Genomic DNA, 19,560 nt, shown 5'->3' on the forward strand with positions numbered 1-19,560 from the left:
TGAATTTTACTCGCTCCCCATTTTTTAAATAAAATCAACAGACTTGCTCTTAGTTAGTACTTTGAGTTGATTTACTTTATTTCTTAGGTTTAATTTATTATTTTTTTTAAATTACATATCTTTAAATAATATGTTAAGATTCACAAAAATTTATATCATATAAATTGAGCTTGAACTTAAATAAATTTAAGCTACTTATCATACAGGAGTGCAGTTACCTATGGCAAGTCAAAAAGTACTGATTGTTGATGACGGTAAAACCATTCGGATGCAAGTTAAAGAAATGTTACCGAAAGGTTCATTTGACGTTATAGAAGCACAAGACGGCGTAGAAGGACTGGAGTTAATGCGTAAAGAGCGTCCCAACCTCATTTTATTAGACTTTTTTATGCCTAAGATGAATGGTTGGGAAGTCATAGAAAAAATGCAAGCTCATAAAGAACTACTGGCAATTCCTTTAGTAGTAATGTCTGGTCGTAAAGACGAGGTGACAGCGAAAATTCCCCAACTAATTCAATTATTTGAATTTATTGAAAAACCATTTGATCAGAAAGCATTAATAGTAGCAATGAAATCGGCAATGGCAAAAGCCAAAACCCGACAGGCACAAGCAAATAATGGTGTAAAAGTTGCAGCTAATGTTGCGGATAAATCTGTTGCTGGTTCAGATGATATCCAACAATTAAAATTACAAGTGAAGGCTTTAGTTGAAAGAAATGCTAAAATGCAAGCAGAGATAGAAGCCGTTAAAAAACAAATGGCTCAAATAATGGCATTTGTTAAGCAAAAAATTAAATAATGTTAATAGTGATAAATTAAAAATGGCTGGTTAAATTTACAAACATAAAAAATGTTAAAGAAGTTCATTTTTCTCTGATTCCAAAAATGTTTCAGCAGATTGAGATTGTTGCCAAGCGAGATTAGCTTCCTTAATTTTTTCAAATAGAGATAAACGGGATAAAGAGCGTTTTTGAATTAATTTATCAATCTGGTATTTAGCTTTGATCGCCTCCCGTACTTCTACGGGAGTAACTTCTTCAGACCAGTTAAAATCAACAGCAGAAACAATTGGAAGTCTTGAACCTAACTTTTCCACAGGCATATCAGAAATCCTGTATAGTAAATATTCCCGTTTTCTTCTAATTTGCTCGGCGCGATTTTCTATTTCTGCCAAAACACCTGCAAACTGGCTAGGATGATGAGTAGAAATAGCTACCCTAACTTCGATATCAGTTAGGGGAATTCCCAAAGCATTTGCTTTATCTAGTAACTCTGGGGGAATATGTGTAAGTTCAGGAGGATTGATCGCGGCTAACATTTCAGCTAAAGCTTGCTGCAAAATTTCTTTAGATTGATAAACCGTCTGATTACTCGCTTCATCAGGCGGACTGGTTTCGATTAAATATTGCATACGGTTAGCAGCATTTTGTAACAAATCTATTGCAACTTGAAGGCGTTCGTAATTCATCTTGATGTTTCTAAGAGCGAATTGTTAAATAGTTATTAACAAAAATTATTGTTAAATCTGGTGTGCGATCGCGCAACCTAATACCAGTCTATAACGTTGTACTTCGGCATTTCTGCTATGTTAGTTTTACGAACCACAAACAAATTATTTATGCGTAAATTATTAACAGCAATAATAGGTATAACAACTTCCATCAGTTTAAGCACTACCGCAGCAATATTGGCAGGCACTACGCCAGGTGTAGCAGAAACTAAAATTGCTCAACAACCTAACTGTAAAAACCCTCAAACGCAAGTAGAAATGAATATTTGTGAAGAGTTGCGTTACCAAAAAAATGATAAAAAACTTAACCAAGCTTATCAAAAGCTACTACCTAAGTATTCCGGCTCCCAACGCCAAAAATTAATTGCTGCACAACAAGCATGGATTAAATTTAGAGATCTTAGCTGTACTTTTGAAGAAAGCCAAGTCGAGGGAGGATCTATGGCTCCAATGATTTACAGTGGTTGTCTTGCAGAATTGACTAAACAGCGTACAGCACAACTAGAGCAATATTTGAAAGAAGCTTTTTAAAGCGGCGACAAACATCTGTGTTGATCTGCGGTAAAAAATCTTTATATCTTTTCAAAAAGAGAAAACTATCAACCCCTTAAAGGCTGATTATATCCCTCGCCTGCGGTAGTCTAGATCGAGTGACCCTATTCGCAACTTTTCACGCGATCGCTCTATGTCATCCATAGTTTCCAGTCCTGCTCGTACAATTCGCATCGGTTCTCGTAAAAGCCAACTCGCTTTAGTTCAGACTTATTGGGTACAAGAACAACTCCAGAAACACTTCCCAGATCGTACCTTTGAAGTCCACACCATGAGTACTCAAGGGGACAAAATCCTCGATGTTCCCCTAGCCAAAATTGGGGATAAAGGATTATTCACCAAAGAACTCGAACAGGGAATGCTCGATAACGACACAGACTTAGCTGTGCATTCTCTCAAAGATTTACCCACTAGATTACCCGAAGGTTTAATTTTAGGGTGCGTGACAGAAAGAGAAAATCCCGCAGATGCTCTCGTAGTCCACGAAAAGCACAAAGACAAGCAACTTGAAACCCTGCCAGCAGGCGCAGTAGTAGGTACATCTTCCCTACGCAGACTTGCTCAACTACGTCACCACTTCCCTCACCTAGCATTTAAAGATGTGCGGGGTAATTTAAATACCCGACTAGCCAAATTAGACGCGGGTGAATACGATGCAATTATATTGGCAGTTGCAGGTTTAAATCGACTAGGAATGAGCGATCGCGTTCATCAAATTATCCCCCCTGAAGTCTCCCTTCACGCCGTCGGACAAGGCGCTTTAGGCATCGAATGTCGCACCGACGATACCGAAGTTCTAGAAATACTCAAAAAAGTATTAGAACACACTCCCACAGCCCAACGTTGCTATGCTGAACGTGCCTTCTTGCGCGAACTCGAAGGAGGTTGCCAAGTACCCATAGGCGTTAACACCAGCATAGAAGGTGATACCCTCACCTTAACTGGTTTAGTTGCCAGCCTTGATGGTCAGCGCGTAATCAAAGATACGATTACTGGTGCTACTGCTGATGCAGAACAGTTAGGCATTGAACTCGCCCAACGCCTACGTCAACAAGGCGCAAAAGAAATCCTAGAGGAGATTTTCATTCAAGTTAATCGCTCAGGTGGATTGAAAGAAGTTTTGCAAGAACAAGAATAGATGGTAGGGGCAAACGGCCGTTTGCCCCTACTTTTTTAAATAACTCTTAATCTATTCTGCTAATTAGCATTTTATTAAATAGCTGATAGCTAATTGCTGACAGCTAATCGCTAATTGCTATCAATGCTCGGTATGATTTAACAATCATTAAACGAAGCGCACCCACTAAATATGCGGATTCTATTTGTTGCAGCAGAGGCAGCGCCAATAGCTAAAGTTGGCGGTATGGGGGATGTCGTTGGGGCATTACCCAAATTTTTAAGACGCATGGGGCATGATGTACGGATTTTCATGCCTTATTACGGCTTCTTGCCCGACAAAATGGACATTCCCAAAGACCCAAGTTGGCGGGGTTATGCCATGTTTCAGGATTTTACCGTACATGAAAGTGTGCTACCTGGAACAGATGTCCCCCTATACTTATTTGGTCATCCGGCGTTTTCCAATCGTCGGGTTTATGGTGGGGAAGATGAAGAATGGCGCTTCACTTTATTTGCCAACGGCGCAGCCGAGTTTTGCTGGAACTACTGGAAGCCAGAAATTGTCCACTGCCACGACTGGCATACTGGGATGTTGCCAGTGTGGATGAACCAAGACCCAGATATTACTAGCGTCTTCACGATTCACAACTTAGCTTACCAAGGTCCTTGGCGTTGGTATTTAGATAAAATTACTTGGTGTCCTTGGTATATGCAAGGTCACAACACAATGGCTGCTGCTGTGCAGTTTGCTAACCGAGTTAATACTGTTTCTCCCACTTATGCCCAGCAGATTCAAACACCTACTTATGGGGAAACTCTAGAAGGTTTGTTATCTTTCATCAGTGGCAAGTTATCCGGTATCGTTAACGGTATTGATACAGAACTATATAACCCAGCCGATGATAAATACATTGCTCAGACTTTTACTGCCGATACGTTAGATAAGCGTCGCGCTAATAAAATTGCTCTGCAAGAAGAAGTAGGTTTAGAAGTTAACGCCAATGCCTTTTTAATTGGTCTTGTAAGTAGGTTAGTAGAACAAAAAGGAATTGATTTAGTTCTACAAATTTTAGAACGCTACTTGGCGTACACCGATGCTCAGATTGTGATCTTGGGAACAGGCGATCGCTTCTACGAAACCCAATTGTGGCAACTAGCCTCCCGCTACCCTGGTCGCGTCGCCACCTATTTACTCTATAACGATGCCCTTTCTCGCCGCATCTACGCCGGATCAGATGCCTTCCTGATGCCCAGCCGCTTTGAGCCTTGCGGTATTAGCCAAATGTTAGCTATGCGTTACGGCTGTGTACCAATTGTGCGTCGTACAGGTGGTTTAGTTGATACAGTCTCCCACCATGACCCCATGAATCATGCTGGTACTGGCTACTCTTTCGACCGTTACGAACCTCTAGATCTTTATACTTGTATGGTACGAGCTTGGGAAGGCTTCCGTTACAAAGATAGATGGCAAGAGTTACAACAACGCGGTATGCAGATGGACTTTGGTTGGGAGAAATCTGCTAAAGAGTATGTTAAGTTGTACAACTCCATCTATGGCATTACCGAAGAACCAACTCTCCCCCCACCACAACCAGAATTAGCTCCCGTAGCGAAATAATAGTCAGCACTTAAGTTTTCTACTGGTTGAATTCTCAATGTCTGCGGGCAGGGAAAAAAGCCTAAAAGTTAATAATATCCCTGCTCTTTATTACATAAAGATAAAATAAAAAATTACCCCATTCCTTAATAATGGGCGGGGCTGGGGGGTAGGGTGATTTCTACTTCACTAACTTAAAATCTGCTGTATTTGTATTACTCCCTTCCCACCTAAAGAATACCTATTTTAAAAACCGCCTTAGCGAAGCGAAACGCGCCAGCGTTTTAGGCGCAAAGAACGCCAAGGAAAAAGAAGAATATAATCGGTAATCTTTTAGTGGGAAGGAAGTAACTATTAAAGTGAAACTGTATTAAGCTAACACGCATTTAACTTGTATATTTTTAAGTTAGATAAAAGTTGCTCAACCTTCTTCCTCTCCGTCCTTTCCCCTAAAACATGAAATTTAGAAATACAACAGCTTAACTCACCTTTTTACACTTGGAGGCTTAGGCGTTGTTGGAATAACTCTCACTGAAGGAGTCGTCGGATTATTTAAAGTTTGCAATGCTTGCTGTATACGTTGCTCCATCTGTTGACGAGTTACTGTATTAGACTCAACTCTTTGAAGGTTGCTTTGCATCGAAGCAATGTTGCCTTGAATATTCTTAAGTTGAGTTGGTAAGTCTTTAGGAACTTGTTGTCTAATTACACCTATATTTTGATTAATTCCAGCAGATTGAGCTTCTAAAGTAGTGATTCTAGTTTCTAAAGTATTAACTTGATCAATTTGCGCTTTATAAGCGTTGAGACTTGCAAGTTGTTGTTGTAATTGTTTGTTCTCTTGCCTTAAAGAAATTGTAAATCCTGCCAGTAAGCCGAGTGAAACGACAGATAACCCAGTTAATAGACCTAACCAAGCGTAAGCCCGCCGCATAGAATAGGGTAGTCTAGCAAGACTTTGTAATTCTATATCCTCTGAACTTCGTAAAGGAGGATCTGTAGTTACAGTGCCACCTGACGTATATAGTGGATGATGCTCTGTAGTATTACCAATACGCTCATCAGGCATAAAATTTGCCTCCACACAGAATCTTGTCCAATTTTGTCTTAATTTTTGAGAGTAATACCTCTAGCTTTTTGAAGAGTTTTAGCTACTTGGCTATATTAGGATTTACGCCAAACAAGACGCGGGCAAGATGCCCGCACTACAGACAACGTTTTGCATCTAAAAGTAATTTAAATCAGCAAAGTTAATCTTTACTGATTAGCTGAAGTTTTAAAGTACTCGCAGGATGCTAGGAATGCTATCTATAGCATCTAAGCTGCGAATCTCATCTAAAGCTTTTCTAAAGTTGCCTTCACGTACATCATGGGTTACAACAACAATTTCAGCTAGACTATCTTGAAAGCCAATCTGCACAATGGATTCTAAGCTAACGTTGTGATTTCCAAAACAAGTGCCTAATTTACCAATAACACCAGGACGATCTTTGGTCAGGAAACGAGCATAAAATCTAGTTACTACATCCTCTATTGGCGCGATCGCACAATAATGTTGATGAGAACAACTTAATAGTGGGTGTAGCGTTGTCGCATTATTATTGCTCTTAAGTACAGCAGCAATATTCATAATATCCGCCACGACTGCACTAGCAGTAGCCCCCGCGCCAGCGCCAGGACCAAAAAACATTACTTGTCCTAGCGGTTCCCCTTCTACTAAAATCGCATTGTAAACACCATTAATACTGGCAAGCGGATGAGTTTTGGGTACAAATGTGGGGTTAACTCTCACTTCTAACGCTTCTGGACTATTATCTGTTGCTGGTTGCTGTAATTTAGCAATCGCCAACAATTTAATCACAAATCCTAACTTATCTGCATAAGCAATATCTGCTGCACTTACTTTGCGAATACCTTCGCAATAGACTTCTTGCAGCTTAATTCTTCCGCCAAAAGCTAAAGAAGCCAAAATCGCTATTTTATCCCCAGCATCCAAACCATCAACATCTGCTGTCGGATCAGCCTCAGCATAACCAAGCTTCTGAGCATCTGCCAGAATATCACCAAATTCTCCCTTCTCGGTTTGCATCCGCGTCAGGATGTAATTAGTAGTGCCGTTAACAATACCAGTCACAGCATGAATGCGGTTAACACCCAAATATTGCTTCAAAGGTTGAATGATGGGAATACCACCACCAACTGCTGCTTCCAGCATCACATAAACACCCGCAGAATTAGCAGCCGTATAAATTTCATCCCCGTAGCGGGCAATGACAGCCTTGTTAGCAGTTACTACGTGCTTACCATTAGCAATAGCTTTGAGTATTAGCGATCGCGCAGGTTCTAAGCCACCCAGCACCTCTACGACAATATCAACTGCGGGATCGTTAACAATTGCTTCTAAGTCTGTCGTCAACAACTCATCTGCTAATTGTACAGGTCGAGATTTAGAGAGCGATCGCACTCCTATGGAGTGAATCTCTATTTCTTGCAACAGTGGATGACGACTTGCCCTATCCAGCAATATCTGCGCTGTACCTGCGCCAACTGTACCTAATCCTAGTAAACCGATTTTAAAAGCCACAACCCGACCATTATAGTTTCTCTTAATTGATTTTAGGCGTTTATGTTGTTTCTGCTTTCAGTCAAGCCTTTCGGTGACATCCAGCAAGGCTACCTATGAGTGAGTTAGGAAACAATTACAATTTTTATTTAAGATTTATTAACAAACTTTACAAGTACAGAAAACGAAAAAACCAATTAGTTTGAAATATTATTTTTAAACTAATTTATTCTGGGTACTTCCTTTATCTCCGCTTTAAACAAAGGCTTAGACTCAAATCCCAAAATCTTAGCTACAACAGAGTTGGGAAACACTTTAACCTTTTGATTATAAGCTTGAATTGCTTGGTTATAACGCATTCTCTCTACAGCAATCCGATTTTCAGTTCCAGCCAACTCATATTGTAGATTAATATATGCCTGAGAAGATTGTAGCTGGGGATTGTTAGCCACGTAGTTTTGGAATTGGTTAATAGCTTGAGAAACTTGAGTACTTGCTACCGCCTTTTCCCCTGGTGTATCTGCTTGTAAATATGAAGTGCGCGATCGCGTCAATAAAGCAGCTAAATCACGTTCCTGTTTCGCAGAAGCTTCAGTTACTCTTACCAAATTAGGAATTAAATCAGCACGACGTTGAAATTGGTTTTCTACCTGCGCCCAAGCTGAATCTACCTTTTGAGCAGCACTAGCAAGAGAATTATAAGTCCAAATGCCCCATCCGCCCACTACAACACCCACACTAGCTAAAATAATTATTAATTTTTTACGTCGTTCTTGCGCTTGTTGCCGTTTTATTTGAATTTCTTGATACGCTTGCTGAATAAACTCAGGTGGAATCTGTGCCTCTGCACCTGCCTCCATTAATTCCTGTAGAGAATATTCTTGACTTTTTTCAGCATAAAGGCGGGAAGCAACGGCAAACACTTCCGGTGTCATTTCTTGGGAAATACGAGTGTCTAAATCCCTCATAATCTTGTCTAGCTAACTAAATAGAGTATATATATAATTCACTAGCTACTTCTCTAATATCGGAAGAAAGAGTCATCAATACTCATTCTGGGATTTTAAGCAATAGAAAATTTAAGTAATTAGACCTAAATAAAAGTGAAGGAGTTTTTCTAATCTACGATTACCAGCCACCAGTCTCCTTAAGCAAAAATTTAGTTTTTAATTTTCTGGAAAATCCTTGTGGAAAATTGAATTCATACATAGCTAACCTTTAAAAACCAAATCGTACCTCTAGCTCTAGCTATTGGGTAAAACGAAAATTGCTTAACTTCAGGTTAGCTAAATTTGCTCAGTTCTCCCTAGTAGATATATTTATGCTATCTGTAGCATTTATTTCTAGAAAAACTGTTACTACTAGCTTGTTGACATTAGCTGCGATCAGCTTCCCAATAGCTAGTTTGGCTGTAAATGTGGAAGCAGTACCCAACCCCCGCAAAGTCAATAGTGGTTGGGTAACAGATATGGCAAATATTCTTAGTCAGCCCACTGAATCAAAAATTAATCAGCTAATTTCAGAATTAGAAGCTAAAAATGGCACTGAAATTGCTGTTGTAACAGTACTAGATACTAAGCCATCAGCTACACCTAAGCAGTTTGCTACAAGCTTGTTTAATCGCTGGGGTATTGGTAAAAAAGGCAAAGATAACGGCGTACTACTGTTAATTTCTAAAGGAGAGCGACGAGTAGAAATTGAAACTGGATACGGCGTTGAAGCCATTTTACCAGATGCAAAAGTTGGTAATATTATTGCACGAGACATTACCCCACGTTTTAAGCAACGTGATTTTGATGGTGGCACACTTGTTGGTACGCAAGCAATAGTAGTAGCTTTAAAGGGGGATATTTCAACTAAAAATATAGCTAATCATCCTCAAGGTAATTCCCAAATAATAACTATTCAAACAGATACTATTGCAGGCGTTCATTGGCTAATTTATCTACTAGGTGGAATAGCTGGCGGAGGAGTAGTAGCAGCAGTAGCTTATGCCAGATCTAAGCACAAAGTTTTGCTAGCACCAGTAGGGCGATCGCACGTAGAAGGCAAACGCTATTATGATGAAGCAATTATGCGATCGCTTCCAGTTTCCTGTGCCAATTGTAAAACTTTATTAAAAAAAATTGTTGAGGGCAAACTTGAGCCATATCTTACTGAAAAAGAGCAATTAGCAGCAAAGCTCGGTAATCTTAAATTTGTAGGTTGGCAATGTCCTAATTGTTCTCAACAACAGCCACAACTAAGAATACATCTACGTTCTTATTGCTGGGGCGAGGGTAGCAAATGCCCTCAATGTCAGGAATTTACCATAGAACAAAAGCATAAAATTTTAGAAAAACCAACTAGATATAAATCAGGCAAACAATTAGCGATTAAACACTGTCACAATTGTTCCTACCACGCAGAAATAGAAGAGAGAATTCCCCCTAGACCCCCATCTCCTCCACCTCATAATGGTGGCGGGAATAGTGGTAGTTTCATTACTAACTATAGCGGTGGCAGCTTTAGTGGCAGTGGTGGTTTTAATGGTGGTAGTAGCGGTGGTGGCGGTAGTTTTGGTGGTGGTAGTAGCGGCGGTGGCGGTGCTGGCGGCGGTTGGTAATTCATAGTTAATTACAAAAAAATTAGGTTGTGATTTTCTGTAAACGCTGTGTTGAAAATTGAAGTCATAAACAGCTAGTCTCAGTACAAAGGTTTATGCAAACTATGGCATTTATTTACAAAAAAAATGTTTATGCGGGGTTTTTAAGTCTAGCCGTAAGTAGTTTTGCACTTCCTAGTTTGGGTGTAAATGTGGAAGCAGTACCCAACCCTCGCAAAGTAAATAGCGGCTGGGTAACAGATATGGGAAATATTCTTAGTCAGCCCACAGAATCAAAAATTAATCAGTTAGTTTCAGAACTCGAAGAGCAAACTGGCACTGAAATTGCTGTAGTAACAGTACCAGATACTAAGCCATCAGCAACACCGAAGCAGTTTGCTACTGCGCTATTTAATCGTTGGGGTATTGGTAAAAAAGGCGAAGATAATGGCGTACTGCTGTTAATTTCTAAAGGAGAGCGACGAGTAGAAATTGAAACGGGATATGGCATTGAAGCCATTTTACCAGATGCTAAAGTTGGCAATATTATCAGCAAAGAAATTACACCACACTTTAAGCAAGGTGACTATAATGGTGGCGCACTCGCTGGCACAAAAGCATTAGTTGAGAATTTGAATAACGAGCAAATTGCTAATGTCATTGCCGAGCAACCAGCCAACAATTCTGGTTTACCTTGGTTATACGGGTTGGGTGGGGGACTAGCCTTAGCAGTAGGAACAGGCGTTTATCTCAAAAATCGTCGCAGATTTATTTCTCCAGAAGGAAAATCGCGCAAATATGGCTCTGGAAGTGGCTCTAGCCCAATGTATTGCCAACAATGCAAAAATCCGATGGAAAAACTCGATCAAACAGCCGTTCAACCTTATCTCAGCAAACCAGAACAAGTAGCGCAACAGTTGGGAAGCATTACATTTGAAGCTTGGCAATGTTCCCATTGTCGCCCACAGCTAACCGGAACAGGCATTCATATTCGCACCTATATTCTCAATTCCTCGTATACAACTTGCTTTACCTGTGAAGAACTCACAGCAGAACGCATAAAACAAGTGTTGCAATACCCTACAAAATATAGTGAAGGCAGACGGCAGATTTACAATTATTGCCATTGCTGTGGTTATGAGTCATGGCAAGAAGAAATAATCCCGTGTATAGTCCAGTCTACCAGCAGTTCCAGCAGTAGTTACAGTAGCGATAGTAGTTCCAGCAGTAATTTTAGTGGTGATAATAGCGGTAGCACTGGCAGTAGCGGTAGCGATTTTGGTGGAGGTAGTAGCGGTGGCGGTGGTAGTGGTGGCAGTTGGTAAAAAAATTAGGCAGACTTCTTTGCCTGCCTCATTCGCCTCTTATAGACACAACAGAATCTAGAATTCTGGTGTTATTTACCTGTAACCTTTTCTAGTGCTTTTTCGATTTTTTCTTCGACTGACTTACCTTGAGAATTTTCTGGGCGTTTCATCTTATCAATATCAGAGTCGCCTTGAATTTCATTCAGACCCTTGCTAGCTTCTTGTTGTGTTTCTTGGAGGTTATAGGGATTTTCCAATACAGCTTCTTGGGATTTCCGCTCGATATCCAACAAGTTAGTTTCTCCACTTCTAGGATGACTTGCATTAGCGCTGTAAGCAGGCGCAGCAGCAGTAAACAATAGGAAAGCACAAACACAAGCAGCTACAACTACACGCAATGGGCGTATTAAAGCAGATAAATTCAAACGGATAGATTTCATAAACAGTTTCTCCTTATTTTTTGTAGTGGGTTATTCAGAGCCGCTAATCCGTTACAAAACAGCGAACTTTTGAAGCACCTTCTTTATTTGCTCAAATTTGGAAGATTTCGGCATCTATAGCGAGACAGATTTACTTAGAGCTTTGTAAAGAGCCATTCATGTCAATAATTCAGATTAAATGCCCGATAAGAACTCAACCTTTGGGGTTAAGGGGTCTTTAACAATCCCAACGCCTTTGAAACCCCACCTTTGAAGCAGACTTTTTAGCTGGTTTCCAGTAATAGACTCTACAGCAAAGCGGTCCGCTACATCAGCACCATGAGTATTTAGATAACTGAGGGCATCAAAATCTTCACGAAACATCAATAGATAAGTAGACTCAACTTGATTAGGATTAGGTTTAGCGACTAAATACTTACCATCAACTCGCGATCGCAACAAATAGTAAACTTCGGATAACATGGTTTTTGGTCATCGGTCATTGGTCATTGGTCATTGGTCATCGGTCATTGTTATTTCAGATCTTCCAGACGAATGCGAGGATCAACAGCTTTGAGCAGTAAATCTGCTAACAAGTTGCCCAAAATTAGCATCACAGCACCCATCATCAAACTAGCCATTACTAAATAAAGGTCTTGAGCAGTTACAGCTTGCAAAATTAAACGTCCCAAACCAGGCCAATTAAAGAAAAATTCCGCAATAAAAGCACCACTGAGTAAGCTGGCAAACTCAAAACCAAGTAACGTCACTAGAGGGTTAATTGCATTACGCAAAGCGTGAACATAAATTACCCGATTTTCTGGTAGTCCTTTCGCACGCGCCGTTTGAATGTAGTCCTGACGTAGTACGTCTAACAATTCACCTCTAGTAATTCGCTGTAACCCAGCAAAGCTAGTAATACTTAGAGCGACTGTCGGTAGAATCATGTGCCAGCCGATATCTAACACCTTACCTAAAGGAGATAAATCAGCATAGTTGATGCTGGTCATACCACCAACAGGAAACAAAGGCGAAGTAAATTGGGCAAAGATTAACAAAACTAAAGCAGTAATAAAACTCGGAAAACCTTGACCGATGTAACTAATTACACGCAATACTCGGTCAGCCATACGATTTTGGTTAACAGCGCCAATAATACCCAAAGGAATAGCAATACCCCAAGTAAAAATAATAGATGCGATCGCCAACAGTAAAGTAGCTGGTATTCTCTCCCATAATAAAGAAGCCACAGGTCGGAAATAAACAAAACTTGTGCCAAAATCAGCTTGAGTAACTACCCGCACCAGCCAACGCCAATATTGCTCAAATGCTGGCTTATCCAACCCAAATTGAATCGTCAATTCCTTAATTCTTTCAGGTGAAATTTTGGGGTTTTGCCTCAAAGTATCGAGATAATTACCTGGAGCTAGTTGAATAATTGCAAAACTCAACGCCGATGCTAGAAGTATCGTTAACAGCGCCTGCAACAACCGCTTGACTACATAAAGAAAAGTTTCATTAGTAAACAATCCTTGTAGCCAATTAGTAATTTTATCTGCGACATCAACCCTGGAAAAATCTTTAGTAGAAGCCATAAGTAGCACCGGAAGAAATAAACTTATATCAATGCTGGCGATAAGTCAATTGTCAATTTAATTGATAATTGTTAATTGATAATTGTTAATTGATTCAGAGGTTACTGGTTAACCACAAGTTTTGGGGTTTTACCAGCCACCCCCAATCTGGGATCTAAAATCTAAAATTGAAATAGCGTTTTAATCGGAATATCCGGCAATAGTTTACGTCCACTCAAATCCACTAGCTCAATAATGAAGCCAAAGCCCACCAGTTCACAGCCAGTTTGCTGCACCAAAGAAGCTGTAGCAGCAGCAGTTCCACCTGTGGCGATTAGATCATCCACAATCAAAACGCGACTACCTGGACGCAAAGCATCTTGATGTATCTCTAGTTTATCCGTACCATACTCCAGTTCATACTCAACCGTATGTACAGCAGCAGGCAGTTTTCCTGGTTTACGTACAGGGATAAATCCTGCTCCCAATTTATAAGCTAGGGGCGCACCAAAAATAAAACCGCGTGACTCCATACCGACGATGTAATCGGGAGCCAAATCAGTACACTTCTCGGTTAAGGTATCAATGGTAGAGCGTAGTCCTTCTGGGTCGCGTAGCAGTGTGGTTATGTCTCGAAACAAAATTCCAGGCTTAGGGAAGTCGGGAATCTCGCGAATTAGAGATTTTACATCCATGAGCAACTAAATTGATAATTGGAGGTTTATGGCATCTGTAGCACCAGGCAACCGATTTTTCAAGAGAGTGAAGCTTGCTACTAGATACCTGGAAAATCGTACACTAGGAAGTTAGATTGTTTTTGTTTTAAAACTAAAACTACAGAACTAGCTTGCTCTTGAGTATGTAAATGTCGGTAGTTGATAAATCGCACTTAGGCACAAATGCCAGGATTAAAAGTCAAAGCAATTAGCCCTCAACGGTTATCCCTCAGCTTTTTATGGTTTCCCATGAGCTTTGGCAAAAAGTTTTCCAATGGAACCCTAAAAAGATTTTTGCCCGATTTCGGTGGCGAGTTTACCAAGCTGATCGCTAACAAGCTGAGTGCTTAAGCGCAAGTGTCAACTATTATAAGGTTGCAAGCCTTTTAAAGTAATGCTTGTAAATGTCAAGTTCCCCCAGATGTGCTATTTGGAATGATTTTTTCTGTGAGCGTAATGCCATTAAACAGTCCTACTGCCCAGCCTAAACCAATGATTTTGGATAATCTGCCTAGCCCGCCAATTTCATCTAACGTCATGCCACGTCGGGCTAAAGTGCAAATTGACCTGATTCTACTGGCAATAGAAGCCTTGGAACTGGGGGGTTCTGAAGTTATGTTGGCAATGGTACAGGATCTGCAACTTCAGGAGATCATCAAAAACAGAGTAGTATTGTGGCGTTTGCGTAGTACTAACCCTTTACGAAAAGCTCATAGTAGACGTAACTTAACTTTAGATGAAGCTAAAGCATTAGTGGTTGTTGCTTGCTATATAGCCAGACGTTTAACTGTGGTACTCCGGCAGTTTTTACTGGAATACCAACAACTTAATGAAAAACAGCTACCTGTAGAAAACAATTTTCGCTTGTCGGAGTATTTAGAAAGGTTTAGGGCTCATTTCCGTAGTCGGATGAATCCACGACGCACAACTGTATCAGATTACAGGTCGGATGAAAAATTAAATGCTTTGGCAATGTCACTGTTGAGTCAACTGCTATTCTGTACCGGAACTTCTGGAATGCAACGCTTTTGGATCAGTTTGTTTGATGGAGAGGTGGAATGACGATTAAACGTCAGTATAGTCTGCCCAACTGTACGCTAATTTTGGAAGGGCTGAGTGATGGCACATCTACGACGGGTCAGCCAGACCCCCGCCCCATCATGTCAATTGTGGTAAATGCTGAGTGCCATTTTGTTGGTCAGCGACAACCCCTAACTGGAGGGAGAGACTTTCTGGAAAGTCTGGTGTCAGGGGTTAGCAATTATGCTCAAGAATTTCTAAGTACAGTCCCGCACCCAGTAGCTTCGGGTAACCAGCCAGCTTTATTGCATTTGCAGCCGTTTCCAGGTAAAAATCGGCACCGTTTAATAGTACAACCAAATTTAGTCAACAGTGTAGGAACCGGATCTAGTACAGGACAGACGGCTGTAGTATCTCAACCAATACATTTTGATTTAACAACAGTACAGTTATTTGATTTAGTGGAGGCGGTGGATCAATTCCTGGCTGACTCCCGCACCCTACCAGATTTAACGCTAAAGCTCAAACCAGTATCTAAGCGTGATCTAACTACTCGTGAGCCAGTTGCCAAGCGAGCAGCACCAGCCGCACTAGGGGTGACAAGTTTGGCAGTGGCAGCGATCGCATTTTCTTTAATCCCTATTCCCAAGGTGGAGCCTCCCAAAGATACAGCACCAAATGCTAAGGCTCAGGCAACTCCTAGCACAACTCCCACCTCTAGTACAACTCCAACCCCTAGTACAACTCCAACTCCCAACCCTACTGGAACTCCTACTTCTACTGCTGACTTGGAAGCATTGGTTGCTTCAGTTCCAGAAATTACTAGGCCTAGTCAGCTATATTTTTTACAACGGAAAATTTACAACCAAATTGATCTGCAATGGGAAAATCGACGTGAACTGAATAGAAGCCTGATCTATCGCTTAGGGGTAGGCAAAGATGGGGCAATTTTAGCTTACAAACCAGTTAATACGGCAGCAGGCGATCGCATAGACGAAACACCGCTACCAAAGTTACTCTACACTCCCACTAATAGCGAAGGTGCGATCGCAGAACGTATAGCTTTATTCAAGGTGGTATTCACAGATAAAGGAGAACTACAAGTTAGCCCTTGGCTAGGATATACCAGCAAACCTAGCTTAGGGAAACAAATAACCGATGCCGACCAACTCAAAAGTTTACAGCAACAGCTAGACGACAAAATCAGACCCAAATGGCAAGGTCTACCTAATTCCACCCGTAATTTGGTATATCGAGTTGCTGTGGATAAAGACGGTGTGTTTTCAGACTATGAACCGCAAAATCAATCCGCCTTTGATTACCTCAGAAAAACTCCTCTTCCTGAATTATTTAAAAATAGCAACTCTAAAGTAGATGTGGAGGAACCTCTAGCCCACTTTAAAGTGGTTTTAAAACCTAGTGGTGTTATGGAAATTAGCCGTTGGTAAGAGGTCGAAATAATTAAATATAGCAGTAGCCACAGATGTTAACACATTTAAGCGTTCTAAAACCTTTGGCAACATTTGCTTTAAAAAAGCTGACGGTGCTGACTGCTGATAGCTGACCGCTATAATTACTGGACAACTTTACGCATATAGTTTCCCCACAATTGAGCGGCTTGGGCGCTGCTACCATTAGTGGGGGAATTATTGTCGTTTCCCAACCAAATACCTGTAACTAACTGATTTTTGGGTACAAAACCAATAAACCACAAATCAACGTTGCGGTCGGTTGTGCCTGTTTTACCAGCCTCCCCCAATCCTAAACTAGCACTGCGACCTGTGCCGCGCTGCACAACACCTCTAAGCAAACTGGTTACTGTATCGGCGACGGAACGTTGTAGCACTTGCTGACTACCTTGACTATCTTGGGTAGCATCATAGATCAAACGGCAAGTTTTAGGTTGAGCGCGATCGCTACAGTCACTACTATCATAAATTCGCTTAATCGCGCGGGGCGGGTTCCAAATGCCTTTATTAGCGATCGCACCAAAAGCACCAGTCATTTCTAATACGTTGGCTTCACTTTGACCAATAACTAAACCAGGAATAGGATTAAGTGGAGACTTCACCCCTAGCCTTTGCGCCATCCTCACCACTTTTTCTAACCCTACGTCCTGCGCTACCCGCAAAGCAATAACGTTTTCCGAAAGCGCCATCCCTGTAAACATATCGGTACTGCCACTAGCGCCATGTTCACAGCCACGATATCTAAAGCCTTGCCAGTTTAGAGGGGCGCAGGAATAAGACTTTCCCGGCGATATTCCTTGCTCAATAGCAGCAGCGTAACTAAATAATTTAAAAGTCGATCCTGGTTGACGTTGCGCTCCTGTAACCCGATTAAACTGGCTTTGTTGGTAATTAGTCCCCCCTACCATCGCACGAATTAAACCAGTGCTAGAGTCCAAGGTAACTAGCGCTCCTTGAGAAAATTTATTAGCACTGCCAACAGTACTGACGTGGTTGCGGAGACTCGTTTCGGCTGAGGATTGCATCTGCAAATCCACGCCTGTTTCAATTAGGAAATTACCTTCTCTGGCTACTTCATCTCCCAATATTTGCCTTAGTTCCTCAAACACATAGCCATATAAATAGGGTGCTTTAGTATTTTTACTTGGTTCACAAGCTTTGGTGTTGACTTCAAGACGCGATCGCCTAGCCTCTCTTGACTCATTCTGACTAATTGCGCCCACAGTTACCATCCTACCCAGCACCAAATTACGCCGTTTCAGAGCGGTTTCATAACTTTGGCAAGGATTGAAAGCATTAGGCGCTGGCAAAATCCCCACTAATGTCGCTGCTTCCGAAAGACTAAGATCGCGAGCCGACTTGCCAAAATAATGTCGTGACGCATCTTCAAACCCAGAGGTATCTGAACCCAAAAACACCCGATTTAAGTAAGTTAGCAAAATTCTATCTTTGCTATAAAAAGCTTCCAACTTTAGAGAAACTACCGCTTCTCGCACTTTTCTACCGAGAGAATCTTGGGTTCCAACATACTTACGAAACAAACTACGCGCCACCTGCTGTGTGATCGAACTACCGCCTTGACGCACTTCACCTTTTTTGGTGTTTATTAGTATTGCCCTTAAAGTTCCAATTGGATCAACACCCAAATGCCAGTAGTAGCGAGCATCTTCTGAAGCCATTACCGCCTTCGGGAGGTAAGGCGAAAAATCTGATAATCGCTGCATATCAATATGAGCTTCACTACGGGGCGGACGTAGCGGTGCTTCTAGGTCGTTAGAGTAAACCACCACTGGGCCTGTAGCATCTGGTAAAGGTCGCACCGCAACCTTAGAGGACTCAATACCAATCACTAATGCAAACAGCCCTGTTACTCCACCTAGTCCATAAAGACTGTAGCGAATAGCTTGGATATACCAAGGAGGCGGATAGTGGTACTTAACGCTAACCGATTGAGCTAATTCTGGTGGCCCCAGATTAAGCACATCACCATGCCGCAAGGGTAAAGAATTGATCCTACGTCTACCCAAGTAAATCCCATTCGTAGAATTTTCATCTTTAAGAACAAAGGATTTTTCCCTTTGCCCTTCCCTCGTTAAAGACAAATGTACCTGGCTGACAACTGGGTTACGCACGACAATATCGCAGGATTTAGAACTGCGTCCCAGAACGTAGCGATCGCCCAACAGAGGATATACTTCGGCTTTAGGCGCATCAGCTTCCTGTACCCATAATTCCGGCACCTTAGCATTAGGTTTGAGTGCCAGTTGGGAAAAATTAATCTTTGCTTGAATAGTCTGTACTGCCTGAGTCACTTGACCCAGAAGAGTTTGAGGCGGACGTTGTTGCTGATGAGGAGGTGTCATGCGCTATTCACGCAAAGGTGTTGTAGAAATAAAAACAATAGATTATCGGAGAATTCCAGAATCTTAAACCATTGTGGCGTACTCAAGTCAATAAGTGCTACATACTTGCAATTTTTTTTGTTTTCATAATTAAAATTAACCGCAGATAAAATCCCAAATTTATCTACTTATGTAATTTTAAGCTCATAAGTTTTTATTAAAAAACCAATGCGTAAAAATTTTTGCTCTCTCTCCTCCCCCTGTCTCTTTTCAAGACAGGTCTATTATTTATGATTTCGTTGGTTGGATGTCGGCTTATTTTGAAAGCTGGCAATCAACAAGCAGATAATTCCTACATTAATAAATACGTCTGCTAAATTAAATACTGGAAATTGGATCAGACGAAAATCTATAAAATCGACGACCTTACCAGATATAAAACGATCAATACCGTTACCTAATGCCCCTCCCAAAATCAAACCATAGCCGATTTGCTCCCAAATATTGAACTTTGGGCCAAATAAGGCAAATGCCATTAAGCCTAAGCTAACTACCAAGGACAACCAGCGCAACCAACCTCCACCTTGGCTAAATAAGCTAAATGCTGCACCTGTATTAGTCACATAAGTAAAGTGAAATACTCCAGGCAACAAGTTCAATGTTTCGCCAATTTTGAAATTTTGTACCACCCAGGTTTTAGTCAACCAGTCTAAAACTAGACTAATCAACGCAGCAATCCAAAAAAAGTTATTTTTAAATTTCATAACAACCGCTTAAAGCTAATAGCA

General features: G+C 41.1%; 19 protein-coding genes. 9 read left to right on the top strand and 10 right to left on the bottom strand.

Annotated features, from left to right (window positions below):
* Positions 1–220: 220 nt before the first annotated feature.
* Positions 221–799 (top strand): response regulator, encoded by a 579-nt coding sequence (locus tag CRI9333_RS14905; protein WP_015203993.1) that lies wholly within the window; start codon positions 221–223, stop codon positions 797–799.
* 54 nt (positions 800–853) lie between these two features.
* On the opposite strand, the gene CRI9333_RS14910 is transcribed toward CRI9333_RS14905, so the two are convergent.
* Positions 854–1,468, bottom strand: coding sequence for a hypothetical protein (locus CRI9333_RS14910; protein WP_015203994.1), 615 nt, complete (start codon positions 1,466–1,468; stop codon positions 854–856).
* Between the two features lie 150 nt (positions 1,469–1,618).
* Between CRI9333_RS14910 and CRI9333_RS14915 the strand changes: the two genes are divergently transcribed.
* From CRI9333_RS14915 to glgA, 3 genes are all read left to right on the top strand, one after another.
* Positions 1,619–2,041, top strand: a complete 423-nt coding sequence (locus CRI9333_RS14915) for a lysozyme inhibitor LprI family protein (protein WP_041226069.1) — start codon at positions 1,619–1,621, stop codon at positions 2,039–2,041.
* A 154-nt stretch (positions 2,042–2,195) separates the two neighbouring features.
* Positions 2,196–3,200: a hydroxymethylbilane synthase gene (gene hemC / locus CRI9333_RS14920; protein ID WP_015203996.1), complete on the top strand. Its 1,005-nt coding sequence runs from the start codon at positions 2,196–2,198 to the stop codon at positions 3,198–3,200.
* A gap of 171 nt (positions 3,201–3,371) precedes the next feature.
* Positions 3,372–4,799, top strand: coding sequence for a glycogen synthase GlgA (glgA, locus tag CRI9333_RS14925; RefSeq protein WP_015203997.1), 1,428 nt, complete (start codon positions 3,372–3,374; stop codon positions 4,797–4,799).
* A 463-nt stretch (positions 4,800–5,262) separates the two neighbouring features.
* On the opposite strand, the gene CRI9333_RS14930 is transcribed toward glgA, so the two are convergent.
* From CRI9333_RS14930 to CRI9333_RS14940, 3 genes are all read right to left on the bottom strand, one after another.
* The gene (locus tag CRI9333_RS14930) at positions 5,263–5,847 is read right to left on the bottom strand and encodes a hypothetical protein (protein ID WP_015203998.1); all 585 of its coding nucleotides are present in this window, start codon (positions 5,845–5,847) and stop codon (positions 5,263–5,265) included.
* A 207-nt stretch (positions 5,848–6,054) separates the two neighbouring features.
* On the bottom strand, positions 6,055–7,362 hold the full coding sequence (locus CRI9333_RS14935) for a homoserine dehydrogenase (protein ID WP_015203999.1): 1,308 nt from the start codon (positions 7,360–7,362) through the stop codon (positions 6,055–6,057).
* A 200-nt stretch (positions 7,363–7,562) separates the two neighbouring features.
* On the bottom strand, positions 7,563–8,309 hold the full coding sequence (locus tag CRI9333_RS14940; RefSeq protein ID WP_015204000.1) for a LemA family protein: 747 nt from the start codon (positions 8,307–8,309) through the stop codon (positions 7,563–7,565).
* A gap of 353 nt (positions 8,310–8,662) precedes the next feature.
* Here CRI9333_RS14940 and CRI9333_RS14945 point away from each other — a divergent pair, with 353 nt between their 5' ends.
* A complete protein-coding gene (locus CRI9333_RS14945; RefSeq protein WP_015204001.1) occupies positions 8,663–9,946 on the top strand; it encodes a TPM domain-containing protein in 1,284 nt (427 codons plus the stop codon).
* Positions 9,947–10,050: 104 nt separating this feature from the next.
* A complete protein-coding gene (locus tag CRI9333_RS14950) occupies positions 10,051–11,250 on the top strand; it encodes a TPM domain-containing protein (protein ID WP_015204002.1) in 1,200 nt (399 codons plus the stop codon).
* A 71-nt stretch (positions 11,251–11,321) separates the two neighbouring features.
* Here the strand turns inward: CRI9333_RS14950 and CRI9333_RS14955 are convergent, their stop codons facing one another.
* The 4 genes from CRI9333_RS14955 to CRI9333_RS14970 form a co-directional block, all read right to left on the bottom strand.
* Positions 11,322–11,672 carry a hypothetical protein gene (locus tag CRI9333_RS14955; protein WP_015204003.1) on the bottom strand — a complete coding sequence of 117 codons (351 nt, stop codon included), beginning with the start codon at positions 11,670–11,672 and terminating at the stop codon, positions 11,322–11,324.
* 174 nt (positions 11,673–11,846) lie between these two features.
* Positions 11,847–12,134 (bottom strand): hypothetical protein, encoded by a 288-nt coding sequence (locus CRI9333_RS14960; RefSeq protein ID WP_015204004.1) that lies wholly within the window; start codon positions 12,132–12,134, stop codon positions 11,847–11,849.
* Between the two features lie 50 nt (positions 12,135–12,184).
* A complete protein-coding gene (locus CRI9333_RS14965) occupies positions 12,185–13,246 on the bottom strand; it encodes an ABC transporter permease (protein WP_015204005.1) in 1,062 nt (353 codons plus the stop codon).
* A gap of 161 nt (positions 13,247–13,407) precedes the next feature.
* The gene (locus CRI9333_RS14970) at positions 13,408–13,920 is read right to left on the bottom strand and encodes an adenine phosphoribosyltransferase (RefSeq protein WP_015204006.1); all 513 of its coding nucleotides are present in this window, start codon (positions 13,918–13,920) and stop codon (positions 13,408–13,410) included.
* A gap of 204 nt (positions 13,921–14,124) precedes the next feature.
* Between CRI9333_RS14970 and CRI9333_RS26800 the strand changes: the two genes are divergently transcribed.
* The 3 genes from CRI9333_RS26800 (at position 14,125) to CRI9333_RS14980 (ending at position 16,409) form a co-directional block, all read left to right on the top strand.
* Entirely contained in the window at positions 14,125–14,292 is a 168-nt protein-coding gene (locus CRI9333_RS26800; RefSeq protein ID WP_157462332.1) for a hypothetical protein, read from the top strand.
* An 84-nt stretch (positions 14,293–14,376) separates the two neighbouring features.
* Entirely contained in the window at positions 14,377–15,003 is a 627-nt protein-coding gene (locus tag CRI9333_RS14975; protein ID WP_015204007.1) for a DUF3038 domain-containing protein, read from the top strand.
* Positions 15,000–16,409 carry a DUF4335 domain-containing protein gene (locus tag CRI9333_RS14980; protein ID WP_015204008.1) on the top strand — a complete coding sequence of 470 codons (1,410 nt, stop codon included), beginning with the start codon at positions 15,000–15,002 and terminating at the stop codon, positions 16,407–16,409. The genes CRI9333_RS14975 and CRI9333_RS14980 overlap by 4 nt, the downstream gene beginning before the upstream one ends.
* Before the next feature lie 125 nt (positions 16,410–16,534).
* Here CRI9333_RS14980 and CRI9333_RS14985 read toward each other — a convergent pair whose 3' ends face one another.
* Both CRI9333_RS14985 and lspA read right to left on the bottom strand, forming a co-directional pair.
* Complete coding sequence (locus tag CRI9333_RS14985; RefSeq protein WP_015204009.1) at positions 16,535–18,793, bottom strand: transglycosylase domain-containing protein; 2,259 nt, start codon at positions 18,791–18,793, stop codon at positions 16,535–16,537.
* A gap of 263 nt (positions 18,794–19,056) precedes the next feature.
* Positions 19,057–19,536, bottom strand: coding sequence for a signal peptidase II (lspA, locus tag CRI9333_RS14990; RefSeq protein ID WP_015204010.1), 480 nt, complete (start codon positions 19,534–19,536; stop codon positions 19,057–19,059).
* Positions 19,537–19,560 lie beyond the last annotated feature (24 nt).

This window comes from Crinalium epipsammum PCC 9333 (assembly GCF_000317495.1).
Taxonomy (GTDB): domain Bacteria; phylum Cyanobacteriota; class Cyanobacteriia; order Cyanobacteriales; family PCC-9333; genus Crinalium; species Crinalium epipsammum.